Here is a 19545-nt window from a genome sequence, read left to right on the forward strand (position 1 = left end):
GCTTTTTCTTTTTTTATGGGCATGATGAGGCTAGTTATTAAAGTTCTATTTGGACGCTGAGTTCTAATTGGGTTTTGGGGTTATTCTCCATGAGAATTATCGGCAAAAATGGTATAATGTTCCTATATTTTCTAGAGGTAAAGGCAGGCTATGAAATTACTTTATACAGATATTCGCCATTCTTTGACCAAGGTTTTGGTGGCTGAGGCTGAGAGCTTGGTGGCGGACGGTAAGCGAGTCTTTTATATTGCGCCAAATTCGCTATCTTTTGAGAAGGAGCGGGCGGTTTTGGAGTGCCTGAAGAACAAGGCTTCCTTTGCCATTACGGTGACGCGCTTTGCCCAGATGGCTCGGTATTTTGTCCTCAATCATGTTCGGCAAGGGCATAGTTTGGACGATATTGGTCTGGGAATGCTGATTTATCGGACCTTGACAGAGCTGGATGATGGAGAGCTTAAGGTCTATGGCCGGATTAAGAAGGATGCCCAGTTTATCCAGCAATTGATGGATCTTTATAATGAACTGCAGACTGCCCAGATGTCCTTTGCGGATCTGGAATTTCTCGAGGAGCCTGAGAAGCGGGAGGATCTGGTCAAGATTTTTACAGCGGTGACTGCTGCTCTGAATAAGGGCGATTTTGATTCGTCTTCTCAGATTGCTGCTTTTGCCCAGCATATTCTGGCTGGTGATACGGATGAGGAGTTGGAGAATTTGGCCCTGGTCATTGATGGCTTTACTCGTTTTTCTGCCGAAGAGGAATACTTAGTCGGTCTTCTGCATCGGAAAGGTGTGGAGATTGTCATTGGGACCTATGCCAGCCAAAAAGCCTATCGAGCAGCCTTTCGTGAGGGCAATCTCTATCAGGCCAGCGTGGATTTTTTGAGAAAGCTAGCCGAGGACTATCAGGTCAAGCCTGACTATATCCCTCATGCAGAAGCAGAAGATGCCTTTGGGCGGATTTCTAAGGTCTTGGAGAGTCGTTATGACTTTTCAGAATCAACGGTTAGTCTTAGTGAAAAAGACCGCTCACAGCTTCAGATTTGGGCTACTATGAACCAGAAAGAAGAGTTGGAGTATGTGGCTAAGTCCATCCGGCAGCGGGTTCATGATGGTGTGCGCTATAAGGATATTCGTCTGCTTTTGGGAGATGTGGAAGCCTACCAGCTTCAGCTCAAGACCATTTTTGACCAGTATCAGATTCCCTACTATCTAGGGCGGAGCGAGTCGATGGCACAACATCCGCTGGTCCAGTTTATTGAGTCCTTGGAGCGGCTCAAGCGCTATAACTTCCAACTGGAAGATCTGCTCAATCTCTTAAAGACAGGGCTCTACGGAGATTTGACTCAGGAAGAGCTGGATCATTTTGAGCAATATCTGCGCTTTGCGGACATCAAGGGAGCCGGCAAGCTAGCCAAGGATTTCACGGCTAATAGCCAAGGGAAATTTGACCTAGACCGTCTCAATCATATTCGTCGTCGGGTCATGACTCCGCTGCAAGACTCTTTCAAATCCCGCAGCCAGACGGCATCGGGACTCTTAGCTAAGTTTACGGAGTTCGTACAAGCAGCCCGTTTGTCGGACAATTTGACGGCTCTGCTACAGGGAGCAAGTCAGCAGGAGCAGGAGCGTCATGAGGAAGTCTGGAAGGCTTTCAGCCATGTTCTAGAGCAGTTTTCTCAAGTCTTTGCAGATAGTAAGGTCAAACTAGACGACTTTCTGGCCTTGGTCCTCTCAGGTATGCTTTTGTCCAACTATCGGACGGTGCCGGCGACAGTAGATGTGGTTAAGGTCCAGTCTTATGACCTGATAGAGCCTTTAGCAGCTCCTTACGTCTACGCGATTGGACTGACCCAAGAGCGTTTCCCGAAAATCGCGCAAAACAAGAGTCTGCTTAGTGATGAAGACCGAGCTCGGCTCAATGACGCAACGGATTCTCAGGCGGAACTGCAGATTGCCAGCTCAGAAAATCTCAAGAAGAATCGCTATACGGCTCTGTCGTTGATGAATTCTGCTACCAAAGAGCTGGTCTTGTCTGCGCCAGCCTTGGTCAATGAAGTAGAGGACAGCATGTCGACCTATCTACTGGAATTGACTGCAGCTCCACTTTCCTTGCCCATCATTGTCAAAAAGCCTCAGGCTTCTAGTGACGATATTGGCAGCTACCGAGCTCTCTTGTCTCAAATCATTGAGCTCCACCAAGAGGAGATTGACCGAGAGTGGACAGCAGAGGAGCAGACTTTTTGGGCGGTGGCTGTGCGGGTTCTCCGCAAGAAATTGGCAGCAGAAGGCATCAGTATTCCGCAAATCAGCAAGGAACTGAAAACGGAGTCTCTGCAACCGGAAACATTGCAAGCCCTTTATCCAAAAAATCAGCCTCTCCGACTTTCAGCCTCTGCTTTAAATGAATATTTCCGGCATCAGTATGCTTATTTTCTCAAGTATGTTCTGCGCCTGCAGGAAGAGTGGACCATCCATCCAGATGCTCGAAGTCATGGGATTTTCCTTCACCGGATCTTTGAAAAGGTCCTGCAGGATGATTCATCTGCAGATTTTGACCGGCGTTTAGCGCGGGCTATGGAAGAGACCAGCCGAGAGGCTGAGTTTGAGAGCATCTACAGTGAGTCAGGCCAAACCCGTTTTGCGCGTCAGCTCTTGCTAGATACAGCGCGGGCGACTGGCCGTGTGCTGGCTCATCCAACTGGAATTGAGACCATTGGTGAGGAGACTGGCTTTGGCTCAGCTTCTAAGCCTTTCCTGACCTTGGAAAATGGCAGAGCAGTGACCGTGAGCGGAAAGGTGGATCGGATTGACCGTCTAACCAAGACCGAGAGTCTGGGAGTGGTGGACTATAAATCTGGTGATATTAAGTTCAGCTTTGAAAAATTCTTTAACGGACTGAATTCTCAGCTGCCGACCTATCTGGCAGCGATTGAAGAGTTAGCAGACTATCAAGAGGATAAGGGTACTTTTGGCGCCATGTATTTGCAGATGACCGATCCGATTGTGGCGCTTAAAGATACCAAGACCTTGGCGGATGCAATCAATCAGTCTATGAAGCCACTCCAGTACAAGGGACTTTTTGTGGCTAATTCTGTCAAGGAGCTTGGTCCTCTCTATGAGAAAAATAAGACCAACTTGCTGAGCCAGGGGGACTTGGACTTGCTGCTGACCTACAATGCTTATCTCTATAAAAAAGCCGCGGAAGGCATTCTATCGGGTCACTTTGCAGTCAATCCTTATACAGAGAATGGGCGCAGCATTGCTCCTTATGTGGAGCAGTTTAAGGCCATTACAGGCTTTGAAGCTAATCTGCATCTAGGACAGGCACGACAGCTGGAAAAGCTGGACGTAAGCAAGTATGACAGACGGCCGACTGGTGAGAAGTTACGTCAGGCCTGGCTAGAAAAGATGAGGGAGGAGATGGAAAAATGAAGAGAATTCCTTTTTTAACTGCAGAAGAAATTGCTCTTAAGCAAGCTCAAGAAGCTGCTTCGGACAAGCCACAGAAAAAGACGGCAGAGCAGATTGAGGCCATCTACTCCTCTGGCCAGAATATTCTGGTATCCGCTTCGGCCGGATCGGGTAAGACTTTTGTCATGGTCCAGCGGATTATAGACCAGATTCTTAGAGGTGTTGCGGTCAGCCAGCTCTTTATCTCGACCTTCACTGTTAAGGCGGCAGGCGAGCTAAAAGAAAGGCTGGAGAAGGAACTGGGGCAGGCCTTGAAGGAGGCCGAGAGTCCTGAACTCAAGCAACATTTGGCCCAGCAATTAGCTGACTTGCCCAATGCGGATATCGGCACCACGGACGCCTTTACCCAGAAAGTCCTTAGTCGCTATGGTTATCTGCTTGGGTTAGCACCGAATTTTCGGATTCTCCAGTCTGCCAGTGAGCAGCTGATTCTGCAAAATGAAGTTTTCAGCCAAGTGTTTGATCGTTACTATGACAGCGAGCGTCAGGCTTTGTTTAGTCGTTTGGTAAAGAATTTCACTGGTAAGCGCAAGGATTTATCAGGCTTCCGGGAGCAAGTTTATCGGATTTACAGTTTTCTGCAGTCAACCAGCAGTCCTCAGCGCTGGCTGGAGGAGACCTTCCTCTATGGTTATGAGCACAGTGACTTTGCAGCAGAGAGAGAGCGGATTTTTGGTCAAATCAAATCAGCCCTTTGGGATCTGGAGACCTTCTTTTTCGCCCATTTGGAGCATGAAGGAAGAGAATTTGCGGGTGCTAAATATCAGGAAAATGTCCAAGGTGCTCTGACCGTCTTAGCAGGTCTGAATGAGCTGTCCTCGATAGAAGAAACAGCTCAAGTTCTCAAACAGATTGTGGCACTTTCCCAACTGTCCAATGGTCAGGCCTTTACAGCTCGGGTTGGCAAGAATGCAGACGAGCTCAAAAAAGAAATGGCCAAGGACTACAATGAGGCCAGGAAGCCTATGATTGAGCGGCTGCGAAGCTTTGACCAGCAGCTTTATCAGCTGGACTTTATTGAGCAGTATCAGGATGAATGCCTGCCTCTGCTTGAGCTTCTGCGGGACTTTGTGGCGGACTTTGCTCAAGCTTACTTGGAGCGAAAGAAAGCAGAAACTGCCTTTGAATTTGGTGACATCAGCCATTTTGCTATTGAGATTTTAGAGAGATTCCCAGAGGTGCGTCGCTTTTATCAGGAACGCTACCATGAGGTCATGGTGGATGAGTATCAGGATACCAACCACACGCAGGAGCGCATGCTGGACTTACTTTCCAGAGGGCAGAATCGCTTTATGGTGGGTGATATCAAGCAGTCTATTTACCGTTTCCGTCAGGCCGACCCGCAGATTTTTAGCGATAAATTTAAGGTCTATCAAGAGGATAGTAGCCAGGGCAAGCTAATCGTCCTTAAGGAAAATTTCCGTAGTCATCTTGAGGTACTGGAAGCGACCAATGATGTTTTCAAACGCCTGATGGATGAAGAAGTCGGGGAAATTGACTACAATGAAACCCACTATCTGGTGGCTGGAAATCCAGCCAAACGTGAGCCTAATCCGGCTAATCGTGCATCTTTCTTAATCTATGAAGGCTCCAAGGAGAGTCCGGAAGAGGAGGCTGATGAAGGCTTGCCACAGGCAGTATCAGCTGGGGAAGTGGACCTAGTCATCAAGGAAATCATCCGCCTGCACAATGAAGAAGGAGTGGCTTTTAAAGATATTACGCTGCTGACGGCTTCCAGAACCCGCAATGATTTGATTTTAGCTGCCTTTGAGCAGCACCAGATTCCGCTGGTACCAGATGACGGCGCAGCAAACTATCTGCAGTCGGTTGAGGTCTTAGTCATGCTGGATACCCTGCGGACCATCAATAATCCGCTGAATGACTATGCCCTGACCGCCCTTCTCAAGTCTCCCATGTTTGACTTTGGTGAGGACGAGTTGGCTCGGCTGTCCCTGCAAGCCAGTCAAGAGCATTCTCAGGAAAATCTTTATGAAAAGCTAGTCAACGCCCTCCAAGGAAGAGGTTTGCATCCAGCTTTAGTCACTGAGGAACTGCAGAAAAAATTGCAGCATTTCCATGATACCCTGCAAGTCTGGCGGCCCTACTCCAAGACGCACTCCCTGTATGATTTGATTTGGAAGATCTACCAGGACCGTTTCTACTATGACATGGTGGGAACTCTGGCCAATGGTGCCCAGAGACAGGCTAATCTCTATGCCCTCTCTTTGCGGGCTAATGAGTATGAAAAGTCTAGCTTTAAAGGCCTGTCTCGTTTTATCGGGATGATAGACCGTATCTTGGAAAACCAGCATGATCTAGCCAGTGTGCCAGTGGCGGCGCCTAAGGACGCTGTTCGCCTCATGACCATTCATAAGAGTAAGGGGCTGGAGTTCAAGTATGTCTTCCTGCTCAATATGGACAAGGCCTTCAACCGTCAGGATAGCAGCTCTGCTATTATCCTTAGCCGGACCAAGGGAATCGGCATCAAGTATGTAGCGGATGTATCGGTGTCTGTGGAAGATCCTTATGCGCCGAATCAGCTGCGCATTTCCATGGATACGCTACCTTATCAGCAGAATCTAGCGGAGCTGCAGTTGGCTAGTCTGTCTGAGCAGATGCGCTTGCTTTATGTGGCTATGACGCGGGCTGAAACCAAGCTCTATCTGGTCGGAAAGGGCAGTCAAGAGGTTTTGGATAAGCGTCAGTGGGGCAAGAGCCAACAAGGGCGTTTGTCTGCCAGTCTGCGCAGCCAGCTCAGTAATTTCCAAGACTGGCTCTATGCCATTCAGGCTGTTTTTTCCGATGAGAATCTCGCCTACGAGACCCGTTTTGTCACTGATGAGGAGCTAACTGCTGAAGAGATAGGGCAGATTAATGAGCCTGTGCTCTTTCCAGCGGATGATTTGGCAGATAATCGTCAGTCGGACGACATCCGTCGGGCTCTGGATATTTTAGAAAGCGTGGATCAACTGAATAGCCAGTACCGCTCTGCCATTGAGCTGCCTAGTGTGCGGACACCTAGTCAAATTAAGAAATTCTATGAGCCAATCATGGATACGGATGGTCTGGACATCATGGATGAGCGTGCAGCTTTTCGGCCACAGCATAGCTTTGACTTGCCTGATTTTGGCAAGAAAGCCAAGGTGACCGGGGCTCAAGTCGGCAGTGCCGTCCATGAGCTTATGCAGCGGATTCCTTTGGATAGCCGTCCCAGCATGGCTGTACTTCGTTCTGCCTTGGCTCAGGTTCAGGCCGATGAAGCGGTTAAAAAGCAGATTCAGCTGCCTAAGATTGCATCGTTTTTCGAGACGGATTTGGGGCGACTCTTGATTGAGAACAGTGACAGAGTTCGTCGAGAAGCACCTTTTGCCATGCTCAAGAGGGACGACGCTAGCGGTCAGGAATTTGTTTTGCGGGGGATTTTGGATGGCTACCTGCTCTTTGAGGATCGGATTATCCTCTTTGACTACAAGACGGATAAATATAAGGAGCCATCTGAGTTGATTGCTCGCTACCATGACCAGCTAGACTTATATGCTCAAGCTCTCAGCCGTTCTTATGGCATTTCTCAAATTGAAAAATATTTGATTTTGCTAGGCGGTGAGCAGCTGCAGGTGGTTAAGGTGAATTGATTATTTTGTCGTGTCCAGAAAGGAAGGAAGCCTGTGGAACAGTTAGAACGCATTCAAAAAATGGAAAAGCACCTGAATAAATATTCTCAGGTATTAGCAAGAGCCCAGGAAGCTTTAGCTGAGCTGGAGCGCTGCCAGTCAGATTATATCCAGCTGAGGGACTACTATATTGGTCAGGAATTTTTTGATGATTTAGAGTTCTCGAATGGACCGGATTTCCCTGAAAATATAGCTTGCGGCGTCTTAAGTGAAGATGCTGTCTATGACCTGATGGGGGAGCATTTTGAGACAGCGATTAATCTGTTAGATTTGTCCAGCTCTATGCTGAAAGAACGTTAATTCATTTAGAAAAGAAAAAATAATTAATTTTTTTCAATTTTCCTCTTGCTTTTTAATAAAAATTCATGTAGAATATTCAACAATAAATTGAAAGCGATGAGAGAAAAAGTCTAAGACAAGAAACAGAGAGTGCCTGATGGTGAGACGGCATGCAATCCTTAGACGACACATTCTTGAGTGCGGATGCGAAATCAGTCAGCAGTCTGAGACTAGTGTCCGACGGCTGATTGCCGTTATCAATCTGGAGTCCCGTACTCCCAGAGGGTCCTCAGGCGACTGGGGTCCGAATAAAGGTGGAACCACGTGTCAACGTCCTTGCAAAGTTTTTTTGCGAGGGCTTTTTATTATATTTAAACTAGAAGATTTCCCTATTTTCCTTTAGCAAAGCGGTAAATTTCGTTTTTCATTTATTAGAAGTTCTAAAAGATAATCAGAGTCAGATAATGGCTAGTGTGTGAAAGAGAGGTTGCAAGATGTTTAAGCTAAAAGGTCTCAGGCAGATTAATCCTTATGTAGCAGGGCAGCAGCCCAATGAGCCAGACATGATTAAGCTCAATACCAATGAAAATGCTTATGGTCCTAGTCCAAAGGTGGCAGAGGCGCTGCAGAGCTTTGGTGCCCAGGAGTTGCGCAAATATTCCAGTTTGGATCAGGCGGAGCTCTGTCAGGCTTTGGCAGCAAACTTGGGTGTATCACCCGACCAGCTCATTATCGGTAACGGCAGTGACGACATCTTGTCCATGGCTTTCCTGGCTTTCTTTAACAGCGGCGAGTCGGTCTTATTTCCGGACTTGACCTATGGTTTTTACAAGGTCTGGGCGGACCTCTACCACGTGCCTTTTCGAGAAATCCCTCTGACAGCTGATTTTGAGGTCCATCCCTCCGATTATTTTGGAGACAATGGCGGCATTATCCTAGCCAATCCCAATGCTCCGACGGGGATGTATCTGCCGCTGGATCAGCTGGAGCAAATTCTGGCGTCCAATCAGGATGTGGTAGTGGTGGTGGATGAGGCCTATATTCACTTTGGCGGTCAATCTGCCCTGTCTCTGCTAGACACCTATCCCAACCTTTTTATCACACGTACCTTTTCCAAGGATGCGGCCTTAGCTGGTCTGCGGGTGGGCTATGGTATTGGTCATCCAGACTTAATAGCTGTCATGAAAGCTGTCAAGGACTCCATCAATCCTTACTCAGTGGATATGTTAGCAGAGCGTTTAGCCCTTGCGGCAGTGGAAGATTGGGATTATTATCGGGAGACAGGCGGAGACATTCAAGAGACCCGAGATTGGTTTGCTGGGGAATTGGCTGCGCTGGATTTTCAAGTCCTGCCCAGTCAGACTAACTTTGTCCTAGCCCAGCCTAGTGGAATCTCTGCAGCTGAGCTTTTCCAGAAGCTAGAGGAGCGTCGAATTTATGTGCGGTATTTTCCAAAAGCAGAACGAATCAAAGACTTCCTGCGCATCTCTATCGGACAGCGAGAGGAGATGGAAGCAGTCTTGGCAGTTATCAAAGAAATTTGCAGCAGCTGAGAGTTTGACCCAAAGCCAGTCAGTGTAAGAATAGATCTAGAAAGGAAAGCAGCCTATGAATAAAATCACCCTTCCGATTGGCATGCATGACAAGCTTTTCAAGAGGGCGCGTGTAACCTACGAGATTGAGCGGGACATCAGTGATTTTCTGATGGCTCAGGGTTTCAATCGGATGGACACACCGACTTTGGAGCACTTCGAGGTCTTCAGTGACCATGTGGAGCCCCACCATTATCATCTTTTCGATAAAAAAGGCGAGTTATTGGTACTGCGGCCTGATGTGACCAGCCAGATTGGTCGGGTTATTGCTTCGACCAGGGTGCATACTCCGACCAAGTTTTCCTATTCGGGCAAGGTCTTTCACTATCAAGAAGAGCTGCGCGGTCTTGCCAACGAGCTCAGCCAAGCTGGTATTGAGATTATTGGCTATCCAGCTCGCGAGGCGGTGCTTGAGGCTATCAAGACTGCTAAGCAGTCGCTGGATTTGGCGCAGGTTAAGTCTTATCAGTTCGAGTTTTCCCATGCAGCAATCCTGCAGACAATTCTAGAGAGTCTGGCCTTGGATTCGCAGGAGGAGGCCCAGCTGCTAGATTATATTCGCAAGAAAAATAGGACGGGACTCTTTGAATTCACCCAGACCAGTCCTAGTGAATTTGATGATTTTTTGCAGGAGCTGCCCTATTTGTTTGGTCCTAGCCAACAGGTTTTAGCTAGGGCTAGAGAGATAGTTGACAACGAGCGGATATTGATGGCTTTAGATGATGTGGAGCAAGTTTTGCGGAGCCTATCAGGCTTGCTGGATCAGACAACCATGGACTTGGGGCAGGTAGCGGCCATGCCTTACTATACTGGCCTTACCTTCAAGGTCTTTGGCGACCGAGTGCCAGATGCCTTTCTATCTGGTGGTCGCTATGACCAGCTTTTCAAGCGCTTCGGGGCAGCAGAGCTGACAGCTATCGGCTGGTCCCTAGACATTGACAGTGTCTATCAGGCCATTCATGATGACCTGCCTGACGAGGGCGGAAAGGAAGGTGATGGCAGATGAGTCAGATTACCATTGCCCTGACCAAGGGGCGGATTGAGGAAGATACGGTCAAGCTCTTGACCCAGGCTGGCTTTGATATGTCCTTCATGACAGACAAGGGGCGCAGCTTGATTTTTGAAAGTCCAGACAGTCGCTTTCGCTTTCTTTTGGTCAAAGGGCCTGACGTGACGACCTATGTGCGCCACGGAGTAGCTGATTTGGGTATTGTCGGCAAGGATATTCTCTTTGAGCATCCGACTGGCTATCTGGAGCTGCTGGATCTGAACTTTGGGCTTTGTAAATTCTCACTGGCCTCGGTGCCCAGCTATGACCCTCATGATCACAAGCGCAAGCGGATTGCGACCAAATACCCAACGGTAGCGACTGATTATTTTAATCAAAAAGGGGAAGATGTGGAAATCATCTCCATCCAAGGCAGTGTGGAGATTTCACCAGTGCTGGGTCTGGCGGATGCCATTGTCGACATTGTTGAGACAGGGCATACCTTGTCAGCTAACGGCCTGCTTGTTTTTGAAGATATTTGTCGGGTGTCGGCCCGGCTCATTGCCAATCAGGCTTCCCTGAAAAATAACCCGGATATCATGCCTTTTGTGGCAAAGATTGAATCCCTAGTAGGAAGAAGAGAGGTGGCTTTTAAATGACAATTATCAAACGTTTAAGCGGAAGTAACGAAGAAATTTCACGGATTTTATACGAAGAGCAGCTGCAGCTCAGCCAACAAAACTTAGATGTGGAAGAAGCGGTGACTGAGATTATAGAAACGGTCAAACAAGACGGTGACCAAGCTTTAAGAGACTATACCATGCTTTTTGATAAGGTTGAGGTGACAGATTTTGAGATTGGGCAGGAGCTAATTGACAAGGCCTTTGAGGAGATTGATCCAGAGGTCTTGGCTGCACTGAAAAATGCCCAAGCTAATATTGAATCCTACCACCGCCAGCAGTTGGAGACTGGTTTTGAGGATAGTCCCAGCGAGGGCGTTGTCCGTGGTCAGTTGATTCGGCCGATTGAGCGGGTCGGTACCTATGTACCTGGCGGCACCGCAGCCTATCCGTCCTCTGTCCTCATGAATGTTATCCCAGCTAAGATTGCCGGTGTCAAAGAAATCATCATGATTACACCGCCTCAAGAGCACTTTACACCAGCGATTTTGGTCGCTGCCAAGCTAGCTGGTGTGGATCGAATTTTCCAAATTGGCGGAGCCCAAGGTGTAGCAGCTTTAGCCTACGGTACTGAGAGCATTCCCAAGGTAGATAAGATAACGGGACCAGGCAATATCTTTGTGGCTACAGCCAAGAAGATGGTTTATGGTGTCGTGGGAATTGACATGATTGCCGGACCCTCGGAGATTGGAGTCATTGCGGATCGTTCAGCCAGTCCAGTCTATGTGGCAGCTGACCTCCTGTCGCAAGCCGAGCACGACAAGCTGGCTCGGGCTATTCTGGTGACCGACTCGGAGGAGCTGGCAGACCAAGTCGAAGCAGAGCTGGATAGACAGCTGAAAGAGCTGCCGAGAGAGGAAATCGCGCGTGCTTCGATTGAGAACAACGGCCGTATCATCCTAGCGCCTTCCAAGGAAGCTATGTTTGAGCTTATGAATCAGGTGGCACCTGAGCATTTGGAAATTGCCATGGATGATGCTTACAGCTATCTGGATCAGGTTGAAAATGCTGGCTCTGTCTTTCTGGGGCATTATACTAGCGAGCCAATCGGTGACTACTATGCGGGAGCCAACCACGTTTTACCGACAACCAGCACCAGTCGTTTTTCATCAGCTCTGGGTGTCTATGACTTCATCAAGCGCATCCAGTACACCCAGTACAGCCGCGCTGCTGTAGGGGCGGCTGACAAGGATATTACCGGTCTGGCCTATGCAGAAGGCCTGCAGGGACATGCTAAGGCCATCGAAGCCCGCAGACAGGAAAAATAAAAGGAGTTGCCATGAGACAAGCTGAAATCAAGCGTAAAACACAGGAGACCGATATTGAACTGGCTGTGAATCTGGACCAACAGGAGCCGGTCGCTATCGAGACTGGTGTCGGATTCTTTGACCACATGCTGACTCTTTTTGCCCGCCACAGTCGGATTTCTCTGACGGTTAAGGCTGAAGGTGACCTTTGGGTGGACAGCCACCATACGGTTGAGGATGTAGGCATCGTGCTTGGGCAGGCTCTGCGTCAGGCTTTGGGAGACAAGGCTGGTATCAACCGCTACGGAACTAGCTTTGTGCCTATGGATGAAACGCTGGGTATGGCCAGTCTGGACTTATCCGGCCGCTCCTATCTGGTCTTTGAGGCGGATTTTGATAATCCCAAGCTTGGGAACTTTGACACCGAGCTGGTGGAGGAATTTTTCCAAGCCCTAGCCTTTAATCTGCAGATGAATCTGCACCTGAAAATCCTTCATGGCAAGAACAGTCACCATAAGGCGGAAAGCCTCTTTAAAGCGACTGGCCGAGCTCTACGGGAGGCTATTACGATAAATCCAGAGATTCATGGAGTCAACTCCACCAAGGGCTTACTCTAGCTTGCACTTCTGAGTGAAAGGAGTTGATGTAGAGATGATGATTGTTATTGATTATGACGCGGGAAATACTGCCAATGTCCTCCGTGCTCTGACTCAGGTCGGAGTAGAAGCGCGTCTGTCAGCTGATAAGCAGGAAATTTTAGCTGCCGATGGGTTGATTTTACCAGGTGTCGGTGCTTTTCCTACTGCCATGCAGGAATTGGAAAGGCGAGGGCTGGTTTCAGTTATACAGCAGGCTGTGGCCGATGGTAAGCCTCTCTTGGGCATTTGCTTAGGTATGCAGCTCTTGCTGGAGTCTGGATTGGAGAATGGTCAAAGCTCTGGACTGGGCTTGATTCCCGGTGTTTGCCGCCGGATTCCGGATCAGGCTGGTCTGCCTGTGCCTCACATGGGCTGGAATGACTTACAAATCCGTCAGACGTCTGCTTTGACAGCCGGTCTTGAGGGGCAGTCAGTCTATTTCGTCCATAGCTACTACACAGATGTTTCGGAGGAGTACTTGGATGTGACAGCTGATTATGGGCTGCCTATCCCAGCTATGATTCACCGAGGCTCGGTCTTTGGTTGCCAGTTTCACCCAGAAAAGTCTGGTGCTGTTGGCCTCGGTATCCTAGAGAAGTTTAAGGAGTATGTCTATGAAAATACTGCCCGCTATTGATATCAAAGATGGCCAGGCCGTCCGCCTTTTTAAAGGGGATTTTAGCCAGAAGACGGTAGTCAATCCCGATGTTTTGGAGCAAGCTCGAGTTTTCAAAGAAGCCGGGGTTACTATGATTCATGTGGTTGACTTGGACGGGGCCTTAGAAGGTCGGGCGGCCAATCGGGATTTGATTGCCCAGATTAAAGCGGAAACTGGTCTAGCTATCCAAGTCGGGGGTGGCATCCGCAGTCTGGAGCAGATTGAAGATTACCTGGCGGTTGGCATTGACCGTGTCATTATTGGCTCTATGGCTGTTAAGAATCCTGAATTTGTTGAGGCTGCGCTGGAGCGCTTTGGAAGCAGCAAAATCGTGGTTGGCATTGATGCGAAAGCAGGGCTGGTTGCGACTGAGGGCTGGCTGGAGACCAGCAATCAGAACTATATCAGCCTGGCGCTGGCCATGGAAAAAATCGGCGTCCGACTCTTTGTCTATACAGATGTGGACCGAGACGGGACTCTGACTGGTCCCAATATCCAGCATTACAAAAAATTGCTGGCGTCCCTCAAGCATGCTCAAGTCATTGCTTCTGGCGGAATCCAGTCAGCGGATGATTTAGAAGAGCTGAAAAAGCTAGGCTTGGCTGGAGCCATTGTAGGCAAAGCCTATTACAGTGGACGAGTTAGCCTAGAGCAGATCAAGGAAGCAGAAAGGGGCTAGCCATGCTGAAAAAACGAATCATTCCCTGTCTGGATGTCAAGGACGGCCGGGTGGTCAAGGGTATCAACTTTGTCAATCTGACTGATGTGGGCGATCCAGTTGATGCGGCCAAGGCTTACTATGAAGCCGGCTGCGATGAGTTGGTCTTCCTGGACATCACAGCCACTCATGAAGAGCGGGACACGACAGTCGAGATGGTCCGGCGCGTGGCAGAGCAGGTTTTCATTCCCTTTACCGTCGGGGGTGGCATTCGTACGGTTGAGGACATGAAGCGGATGCTCCAAGCTGGGGCGGATAAGGTTGCAGTTAATTCCTCAGCACTGGCAAATCCTCAGCTTTTAGCTGACTGCGCTGAGAAATTCGGCAGTCAATGCGTGGTTCTGGCCGTGGATGCTAAGAAAGAAGCGGATGGCAGCTGGCATGTCTATCTGGCTGGCGGCCGCAAGGACAGCGGTCGCGACCTGTTAGACTGGGTTCAAGAAGCTGTCAGTCTCGGAGCGGGGGAAATTCTTCTGACCAGTATGGACAAGGACGGGACCAAGTCTGGTTTTGACTTGCCTATGCTGGAAACCGTCTCCCAAGTGGTTTCCGTTCCTATCATCGCCTCTGGTGGTGCTGGCAGTAGCCAGCATATCCTAGAAGTTTTTGAAAAGACTGCAGCGACAGGTGCTTTAGCAGCCTCGATTTTCCATTATGGTCAGGTCTCCATTACAGAGACCAAAAAAGCCATGCAGTCAGCTGGATTGGAGGTGCGCATCTGATGACAGAAGTAAAGTTAGATTTTCAAAAACAAGGCGGTCTTATACCTGCCATTATCCTAGACTATACCAGCAAAGAAGTCCTTATGCTGGCCTATCTCAATGAAGAAGCCTACCAGCTGACCCGCACTAGCGGTCAGATGTGGTACTGGAGCCGGTCACGTCAGGAGCTTTGGCATAAGGGAGCCACCAGCGGCCACTACCAGACTGTCAAAAAAATCACAGCTGATTGCGACCAAGATACCCTGCTGATCGAGGTAGACCAGCTGGGAGCAGCCTGCCACACCGGTGCTAAATCCTGCTTTTTCCATACAATTTGGGATGAGTAGAATAGCGGAATATATGGAGAAATTATGACTAATTTTAATAATCAGACATATGAGAAAATTGTTACAGATGTAATTTCAATGTTTGCATATATTGAAAATCAACCAAATAGTGGTAAAAGAATGGCAATAAGAAGATATGCTGAAGTAGTTGTAAGAAGACTATTAGATATTCCTTCTAATAAGGGAGTAACGTTAGGAAATAAAAAAATTACAAAATCGGAATTTTATAATAATAATATTCTTTTTTCAGAATCTGTAGATTATATACAAAAATATGGAAGTGAATCTATTCATACCAATTTTCTTGGAGAAGAATCGGATGAAAAAGTAAAAGATTTAATGGATAAATTACTTGATTTACTTGCATGTTTGTTTATTCAATATTTTGAAAACTATTCTTTTCCTCCTAATGAGGAAGTTCTTGGTTATTTTTCAATTTTACCTCCAATCATTCGAGTAAAAGTTTTACAGTATTTATTCACTCAAAAAGAAAATCAAAGTAATATTAATTTAATCGATAAATTGAATCTAGCTATTTTAAAAGATAAAGGAAAAAATAAGGCGATAAAATGGGTAGAGGAAAATAAAGATTTACTATCAAGTCTTTCGAGTATGAGTAAAGAAGATGAGGAAATATTTGAGCAACAACTAGGTAAACAAATATTACTTATGATGAGAAAAACAATGTATGATTTATGCTATGAAAAAATAAATAAAGTTGGGGAGCAAATTGAAAGAAACGGTTATTTATATAAAGAATTTGAAGAATCTAAGTATATTTTTGAAAAAGAAGTAAATTTTCAAAGTGAATCAAAAGAAACTCAAGAATTTTTATCAATAATGAAATTTATATATTTAGGTAGACGTAATACTCCTAGTAAAAATTTAAATAATTGGAGGAACTAACATGCTAGAAACCCTCTATCAAGAAGCCCTCAAACGCAAAAAAGAGCCCAAGGAAGGCTCCTATACCAGCTATCTCTATGACAAGGGGCTGGACAAGATTCTCAAAAAAGTCGGTGAAGAAGCGACAGAAGTGGTCATTGCGGCTAAAAATGATGATAAGAACGAGATGGCCAATGAGACAGCTGATCTGCTCTACCATCTGGCGGTCGCTCTCGTCGAGACTGGCGTCAGTCTGGAAGAGGTAGAGACCGTCCTCCAGGCTCGACAGGGCAAGCAGAGCCGGATTCACGACCGACCTGAAATTGACCATTACTAAACGGATATAAGATTTGCAGAAAGGCGGTCCAGCATGCGCGACAACCATCTTCATACCTATTTTTCCTATGATTCTGAGGCGGATTTCTGTGACTATCTGGACCATTACGAGGGCGAGATTGTCACCACTGAGCACTTTGATTTGTCCAATCCCTACCCCTACGAAGCTGCCTCGCCCCACGATGATGTTCCTGACTATGAGGCCTATTCAGCAAAAATAGTAGAGCTGAACCAGCAATATGGCAACCGCATCAAAAAGGGCATTGAAATTGGCTATTACGCTCCACGTAAAGACGATATCCTAGCTTTCCTAGCAGACAAGGATTATGACCTCAAGCTCCTATCGGTTCACCACAATGGCAGTTTTGACTATCTGGAAGATCCGGTCTTGCAGCTGGACAAGATGGAGCTGATTCCCTCCTATCTGATAGAGTTAGAGGAGGCTATTGAGGCTGTGCCAGCAGATGTACTAGCTCACTTTGACTATGGTTTCCGCAAATTCGATCTTACCGTAGAGGAGTTAAAAACTTTTGAACCAGAGCTGCGACAGCTTTTTCAAAAGATGATTGACCATGGTCTGGCTTTTGAGCTCAACTGCAAGTCCATGTATCTCTATGGACACGAGGAACTTTATATCTACGCTCTCTATCTAGTCAAGGAGCTGGGCGGCCAGCGCTTTTCAGTGGGATCAGACGGCCACAAGCTGGAGCATTTTCGCTTGCAGTTTGACCGAGTTGCCAAAATCTTAGCGGAGGCCGGCATAGGCGAGGAGCATTTGATCTAGAAGGAGAAATCATGGCCGAGATTAGGCCCTTACAATCAGAGGAAATCCCGCTCTTAGAGGAATTTCTTTACCAAGCTATTTTTATTCCCCAAGGTCTAGCGCCGCTTTCTAGAAGAATCCTGAAAGAGTCAGATTTAGAGATGTATATCAAGGACTTTGGCAAGCAGCCAGATGATTGGGCTTTAGTTGCAGAAATGGACGACCGGTTGGTCGGAGCCGTTTGGATTCGCATCATGAAAGATTACAGTTATTATGACGACCAGACGCCCTCTCTGTCCATTTCATTCCTGCCTGAGTTCAGAAGCCAAGGACTAGGCCAGCAGTTGATGACGGCCATGCTGGACTTGCTCAAGGCCAAAGGCTACCCAAGTGTCTCCCTTTCCGTTTCCAAAGACAATCCTGCCGTTCGCTTTCATCAAAGACTGGGCTTTGTCACGGTTGAAGAGAGGGAAGAAGATTATTTGATGCTGTGCCGATTGAAATAAGAAAAGAAAACTCATGAAACTAGAACGATTAATTTATATTCTACTAGCCCTTTTGAATAAGAGGCAGATAACAGCTAAAGAAATTGCTGAACGTTTTGAAATATCTACTCGTACCGTATATCGAGATATGGATACACTCAGCTTAGCTGGAATTCCTATCTACTCAGAACGCGGAGATAAGGGTGGCTTTTATATACCGGATGACTACAAGATGGACAGTAGCTTTTTCACAGAAGAAGAAAAGCAGTTTATCATCAATATGAGTCAAAATGTCGGCAAAATCGTTGGTCGTCCAAGTTTTGGCAGCCTTGAGCATAAGTTTGCTTCTCAAGAGGCGACCGATAAGGTAAATCCATTTTACTTTGATCTCAGTTCCTGGTCTCTCAATACAAATTATTTACTTGAAATTGAGCAGGCTATACAAACAGGGAAGAAAATTTCCTTTTCTTACTTTTCTAAAAAACAAGAACAAAGCCAGCGAACGATTCTTCCTTATCGTCTGATTTTTAAACTAAATGCTTGGTATGTTATCGGCTACTGTTTAGAAAAGTTAGATTTTCGCTTTTTCAAACTCAGCAGAATTCGTGATTTGCAGCCAGTTGAAGAGGGTATCGAAGCTGGAGATTACCCTCTTTTATCTCAAGAAAAGCTAGATCTTTTTCTAAATCCATCCAAAGATAAAGTTGAGGGCAATAAAGAAGAAGTAGAGCTGATTTTCACAGAGTCTGCGCTCCCAAAGATTTATGACCACTTCACAGAAGAAGAAATCACTGTTGAGCAAACCAGAATAAAGGTCCATGCTTTCAGAGCATTGACACCGGCCTTTTTCGAATTGATTTTAAGTTTTGCTCATCAAGTAAAAGTCATATCACCAAAAAAACTGCAGGATAAATTAATTCATACTCTTCAAAAAAATCTTCAGCAATATGACAGACTGTAGTCATATTGCTTTTTGTATAATCTTAAATGGCTTGAAAATCTCATTGTTTGAGTGCTTGCCTAAATTATTTTTGGAGGTTCTGAATGGATACAAAAACATTAGCAGAAAGCTATTTTAAAGCAGTCAACAAAGGTGGATGGGAAGATTTCGTAGCAGAAAACTTTAATTATGGAATGTGCGACAGTCAGGAGATCAGGCAAGGGCGTGATGTTTATCTGCAAGGTGCAGGTCAATTCTATGCTTTAAGTCAGCATCTTGAAGTGAAGATGTTATTGGTAGAGGGGCGAGAAGCAACAGCTTTAAATCGCTATCGCCTGCAGTCGCCCCACGGAAAAGAGCTAGAATTGGATGTCGCAGAATTTTTAAAATTTGACGAATCAGACAAATTAATCGCATCCACCATTTACTTTGATACTCATCGTTTCCAAGAGTTTATGCAAAGGAGATAAGCATGTAGAAAAGTCATCGATGGTGGCTTTTTTCAGTAACTAATAACTTCTACAAATGCTTTATCGTATTATTTGTAAGTTTTCTTGCCAAGTGGTAAAATAAAGCCGAAAAAAATATGTTCTCGTAGAGCAATCTAATCGATTAGCAACAATGAATTTGACTGTTCTTTGTAGTCATATAAAGGAGTTGATTTTATGACTAATATTAGGCGAGCAGTGGTAGCGCTGAGCTTGGGTGTTTTGTTATTACTTGCAGCGGGAATTCTACTGCAGGTTCATTTTTGGAGAATGATCATTTTGCTAGGTCTATTCTTTTTTGCGGAAGCATTTATCATCTGGTACTCGGGAAGCAAGTCTAAGTCGCAGATCAATGGCAGGCAAAGCCTTGACCTCTTCTGGCTTTATATCAAACGCTTGAAAATCTTTTATGTCATAATTGTGTGTCTCGCAATTCCTTTCGTTTCTCTGTCTTCCAATCCTGCTTTCGATTTGTTTTTTGTGCTTGAGCTGTTAGTATTCTTGCTCTTAAGCAATTATATCTTAAGCTCTCATGGTATTCAACCGTCCAAGAAAGAGAGGGCTCTTAGAGTCTAATTGCTTTGTTTGCAGCAGTCGATTTGACTGCTGTTTTTTCAAAAAAGAAAAAAGCCTGGATTTTTCCAGGCTTTTTAGTGAA

The 19545-nt window shown here is 46.5% G+C and carries 19 protein-coding genes; all 19 read left to right on the plus strand.

Going from position 1 to position 19545, the window contains the following annotated elements; genetic code table 11:
* Positions 1-150 precede the first annotated feature (150 nt).
* The 19 genes from rexB to FKX92_RS01950 all read left to right on the plus strand — a co-directional run bounded on the left by rexB (position 151) and on the right by FKX92_RS01950 (position 19463).
* Complete coding sequence (gene rexB, locus FKX92_RS01860) at positions 151-3432, plus strand: ATP-dependent nuclease subunit B (RefSeq protein WP_149565348.1); 3282 nt, start codon at positions 151-153, stop codon at positions 3430-3432.
* Positions 3429-7103 carry a helicase-exonuclease AddAB subunit AddA gene (addA, locus tag FKX92_RS01865; RefSeq protein WP_149565349.1) on the plus strand — a complete coding sequence of 1225 codons (3675 nt, stop codon included), beginning with the start codon at positions 3429-3431 and terminating at the stop codon, positions 7101-7103. The genes rexB and addA overlap by 4 nt, the downstream gene beginning before the upstream one ends.
* 33 nt (positions 7104-7136) lie before the next feature.
* Positions 7137-7442, plus strand: a complete 306-nt coding sequence (locus tag FKX92_RS01870) for a DUF4298 domain-containing protein (RefSeq protein WP_149565350.1) — start codon at positions 7137-7139, stop codon at positions 7440-7442.
* A gap of 473 nt (positions 7443-7915) precedes the next feature.
* Positions 7916-8974 (plus strand): histidinol-phosphate transaminase, encoded by a 1059-nt coding sequence (hisC, locus tag FKX92_RS01875; RefSeq protein WP_149565351.1) that lies wholly within the window; start codon positions 7916-7918, stop codon positions 8972-8974.
* A gap of 55 nt (positions 8975-9029) precedes the next feature.
* Positions 9030-10019: an ATP phosphoribosyltransferase regulatory subunit gene (locus FKX92_RS01880; protein WP_149565352.1), complete on the plus strand. Its 990-nt coding sequence runs from the start codon at positions 9030-9032 to the stop codon at positions 10017-10019.
* The gene (hisG, locus tag FKX92_RS01885; protein WP_149565353.1) at positions 10016-10660 is read left to right on the plus strand and encodes an ATP phosphoribosyltransferase; all 645 of its coding nucleotides are present in this window, start codon (positions 10016-10018) and stop codon (positions 10658-10660) included. The genes FKX92_RS01880 and hisG overlap by 4 nt, the downstream gene beginning before the upstream one ends.
* Positions 10657-11949: a histidinol dehydrogenase gene (hisD, locus tag FKX92_RS01890; RefSeq protein ID WP_149565354.1), complete on the plus strand. Its 1293-nt coding sequence runs from the start codon at positions 10657-10659 to the stop codon at positions 11947-11949. The genes hisG and hisD overlap by 4 nt, the downstream gene beginning before the upstream one ends.
* An 11-nt stretch (positions 11950-11960) precedes the next feature.
* A complete protein-coding gene (hisB, locus tag FKX92_RS01895) occupies positions 11961-12545 on the plus strand; it encodes an imidazoleglycerol-phosphate dehydratase HisB (protein WP_002912765.1) in 585 nt (194 codons plus the stop codon).
* A 34-nt stretch (positions 12546-12579) separates the two neighbouring features.
* Positions 12580-13203, plus strand: coding sequence for an imidazole glycerol phosphate synthase subunit HisH (gene hisH / locus FKX92_RS01900; RefSeq protein ID WP_032913411.1), 624 nt, complete (start codon positions 12580-12582; stop codon positions 13201-13203).
* Positions 13181-13903 (plus strand): 1-(5-phosphoribosyl)-5-[(5-phosphoribosylamino)methylideneamino]imidazole-4-carboxamide isomerase, encoded by a 723-nt coding sequence (gene hisA, locus FKX92_RS01905; protein WP_002912759.1) that lies wholly within the window; start codon positions 13181-13183, stop codon positions 13901-13903. Before hisH ends, hisA begins: the two co-directional genes overlap by 23 nt.
* A 2-nt stretch (positions 13904-13905) precedes the next feature.
* Complete coding sequence (gene hisF / locus FKX92_RS01910; RefSeq protein WP_002912757.1) at positions 13906-14664, plus strand: imidazole glycerol phosphate synthase subunit HisF; 759 nt, start codon at positions 13906-13908, stop codon at positions 14662-14664.
* Complete coding sequence (gene hisI / locus FKX92_RS01915; protein WP_149565355.1) at positions 14664-14990, plus strand: phosphoribosyl-AMP cyclohydrolase; 327 nt, start codon at positions 14664-14666, stop codon at positions 14988-14990. The genes hisF and hisI overlap by 1 nt, the downstream gene beginning before the upstream one ends.
* 24 nt (positions 14991-15014) lie before the next feature.
* Positions 15015-15896 (plus strand): hypothetical protein, encoded by an 882-nt coding sequence (locus tag FKX92_RS01920; RefSeq protein WP_149565356.1) that lies wholly within the window; start codon positions 15015-15017, stop codon positions 15894-15896.
* A gap of 1 nt (position 15897) precedes the next feature.
* On the plus strand, positions 15898-16212 hold the full coding sequence (hisE, locus tag FKX92_RS01925) for a phosphoribosyl-ATP diphosphatase (RefSeq protein ID WP_002895140.1): 315 nt from the start codon (positions 15898-15900) through the stop codon (positions 16210-16212).
* 33 nt (positions 16213-16245) lie between these two features.
* Positions 16246-16995, plus strand: coding sequence for a PHP domain-containing protein (locus tag FKX92_RS01930; RefSeq protein WP_149565357.1), 750 nt, complete (start codon positions 16246-16248; stop codon positions 16993-16995).
* Positions 16996-17006: 11 nt separating this feature from the next.
* The gene (locus FKX92_RS01935) at positions 17007-17480 is read left to right on the plus strand and encodes a GNAT family N-acetyltransferase (RefSeq protein WP_125338571.1); all 474 of its coding nucleotides are present in this window, start codon (positions 17007-17009) and stop codon (positions 17478-17480) included.
* A 13-nt stretch (positions 17481-17493) separates the two neighbouring features.
* Positions 17494-18420: a helix-turn-helix transcriptional regulator gene (locus tag FKX92_RS01940; RefSeq protein ID WP_149565358.1), complete on the plus strand. Its 927-nt coding sequence runs from the start codon at positions 17494-17496 to the stop codon at positions 18418-18420.
* Positions 18421-18503: 83 nt separating this feature from the next.
* The gene (locus FKX92_RS01945) at positions 18504-18869 is read left to right on the plus strand and encodes a nuclear transport factor 2 family protein (protein ID WP_149565359.1); all 366 of its coding nucleotides are present in this window, start codon (positions 18504-18506) and stop codon (positions 18867-18869) included.
* Between the two features lie 195 nt (positions 18870-19064).
* Positions 19065-19463, plus strand: a complete 399-nt coding sequence (locus FKX92_RS01950; protein ID WP_149565360.1) for a hypothetical protein — start codon at positions 19065-19067, stop codon at positions 19461-19463.
* Positions 19464-19545: the final 82 nt, after the last annotated feature.

It is taken from the genome of Streptococcus sanguinis (genome assembly GCF_008329445.1).
Classification (GTDB): domain Bacteria; phylum Bacillota; class Bacilli; order Lactobacillales; family Streptococcaceae; genus Streptococcus; species Streptococcus sanguinis_O.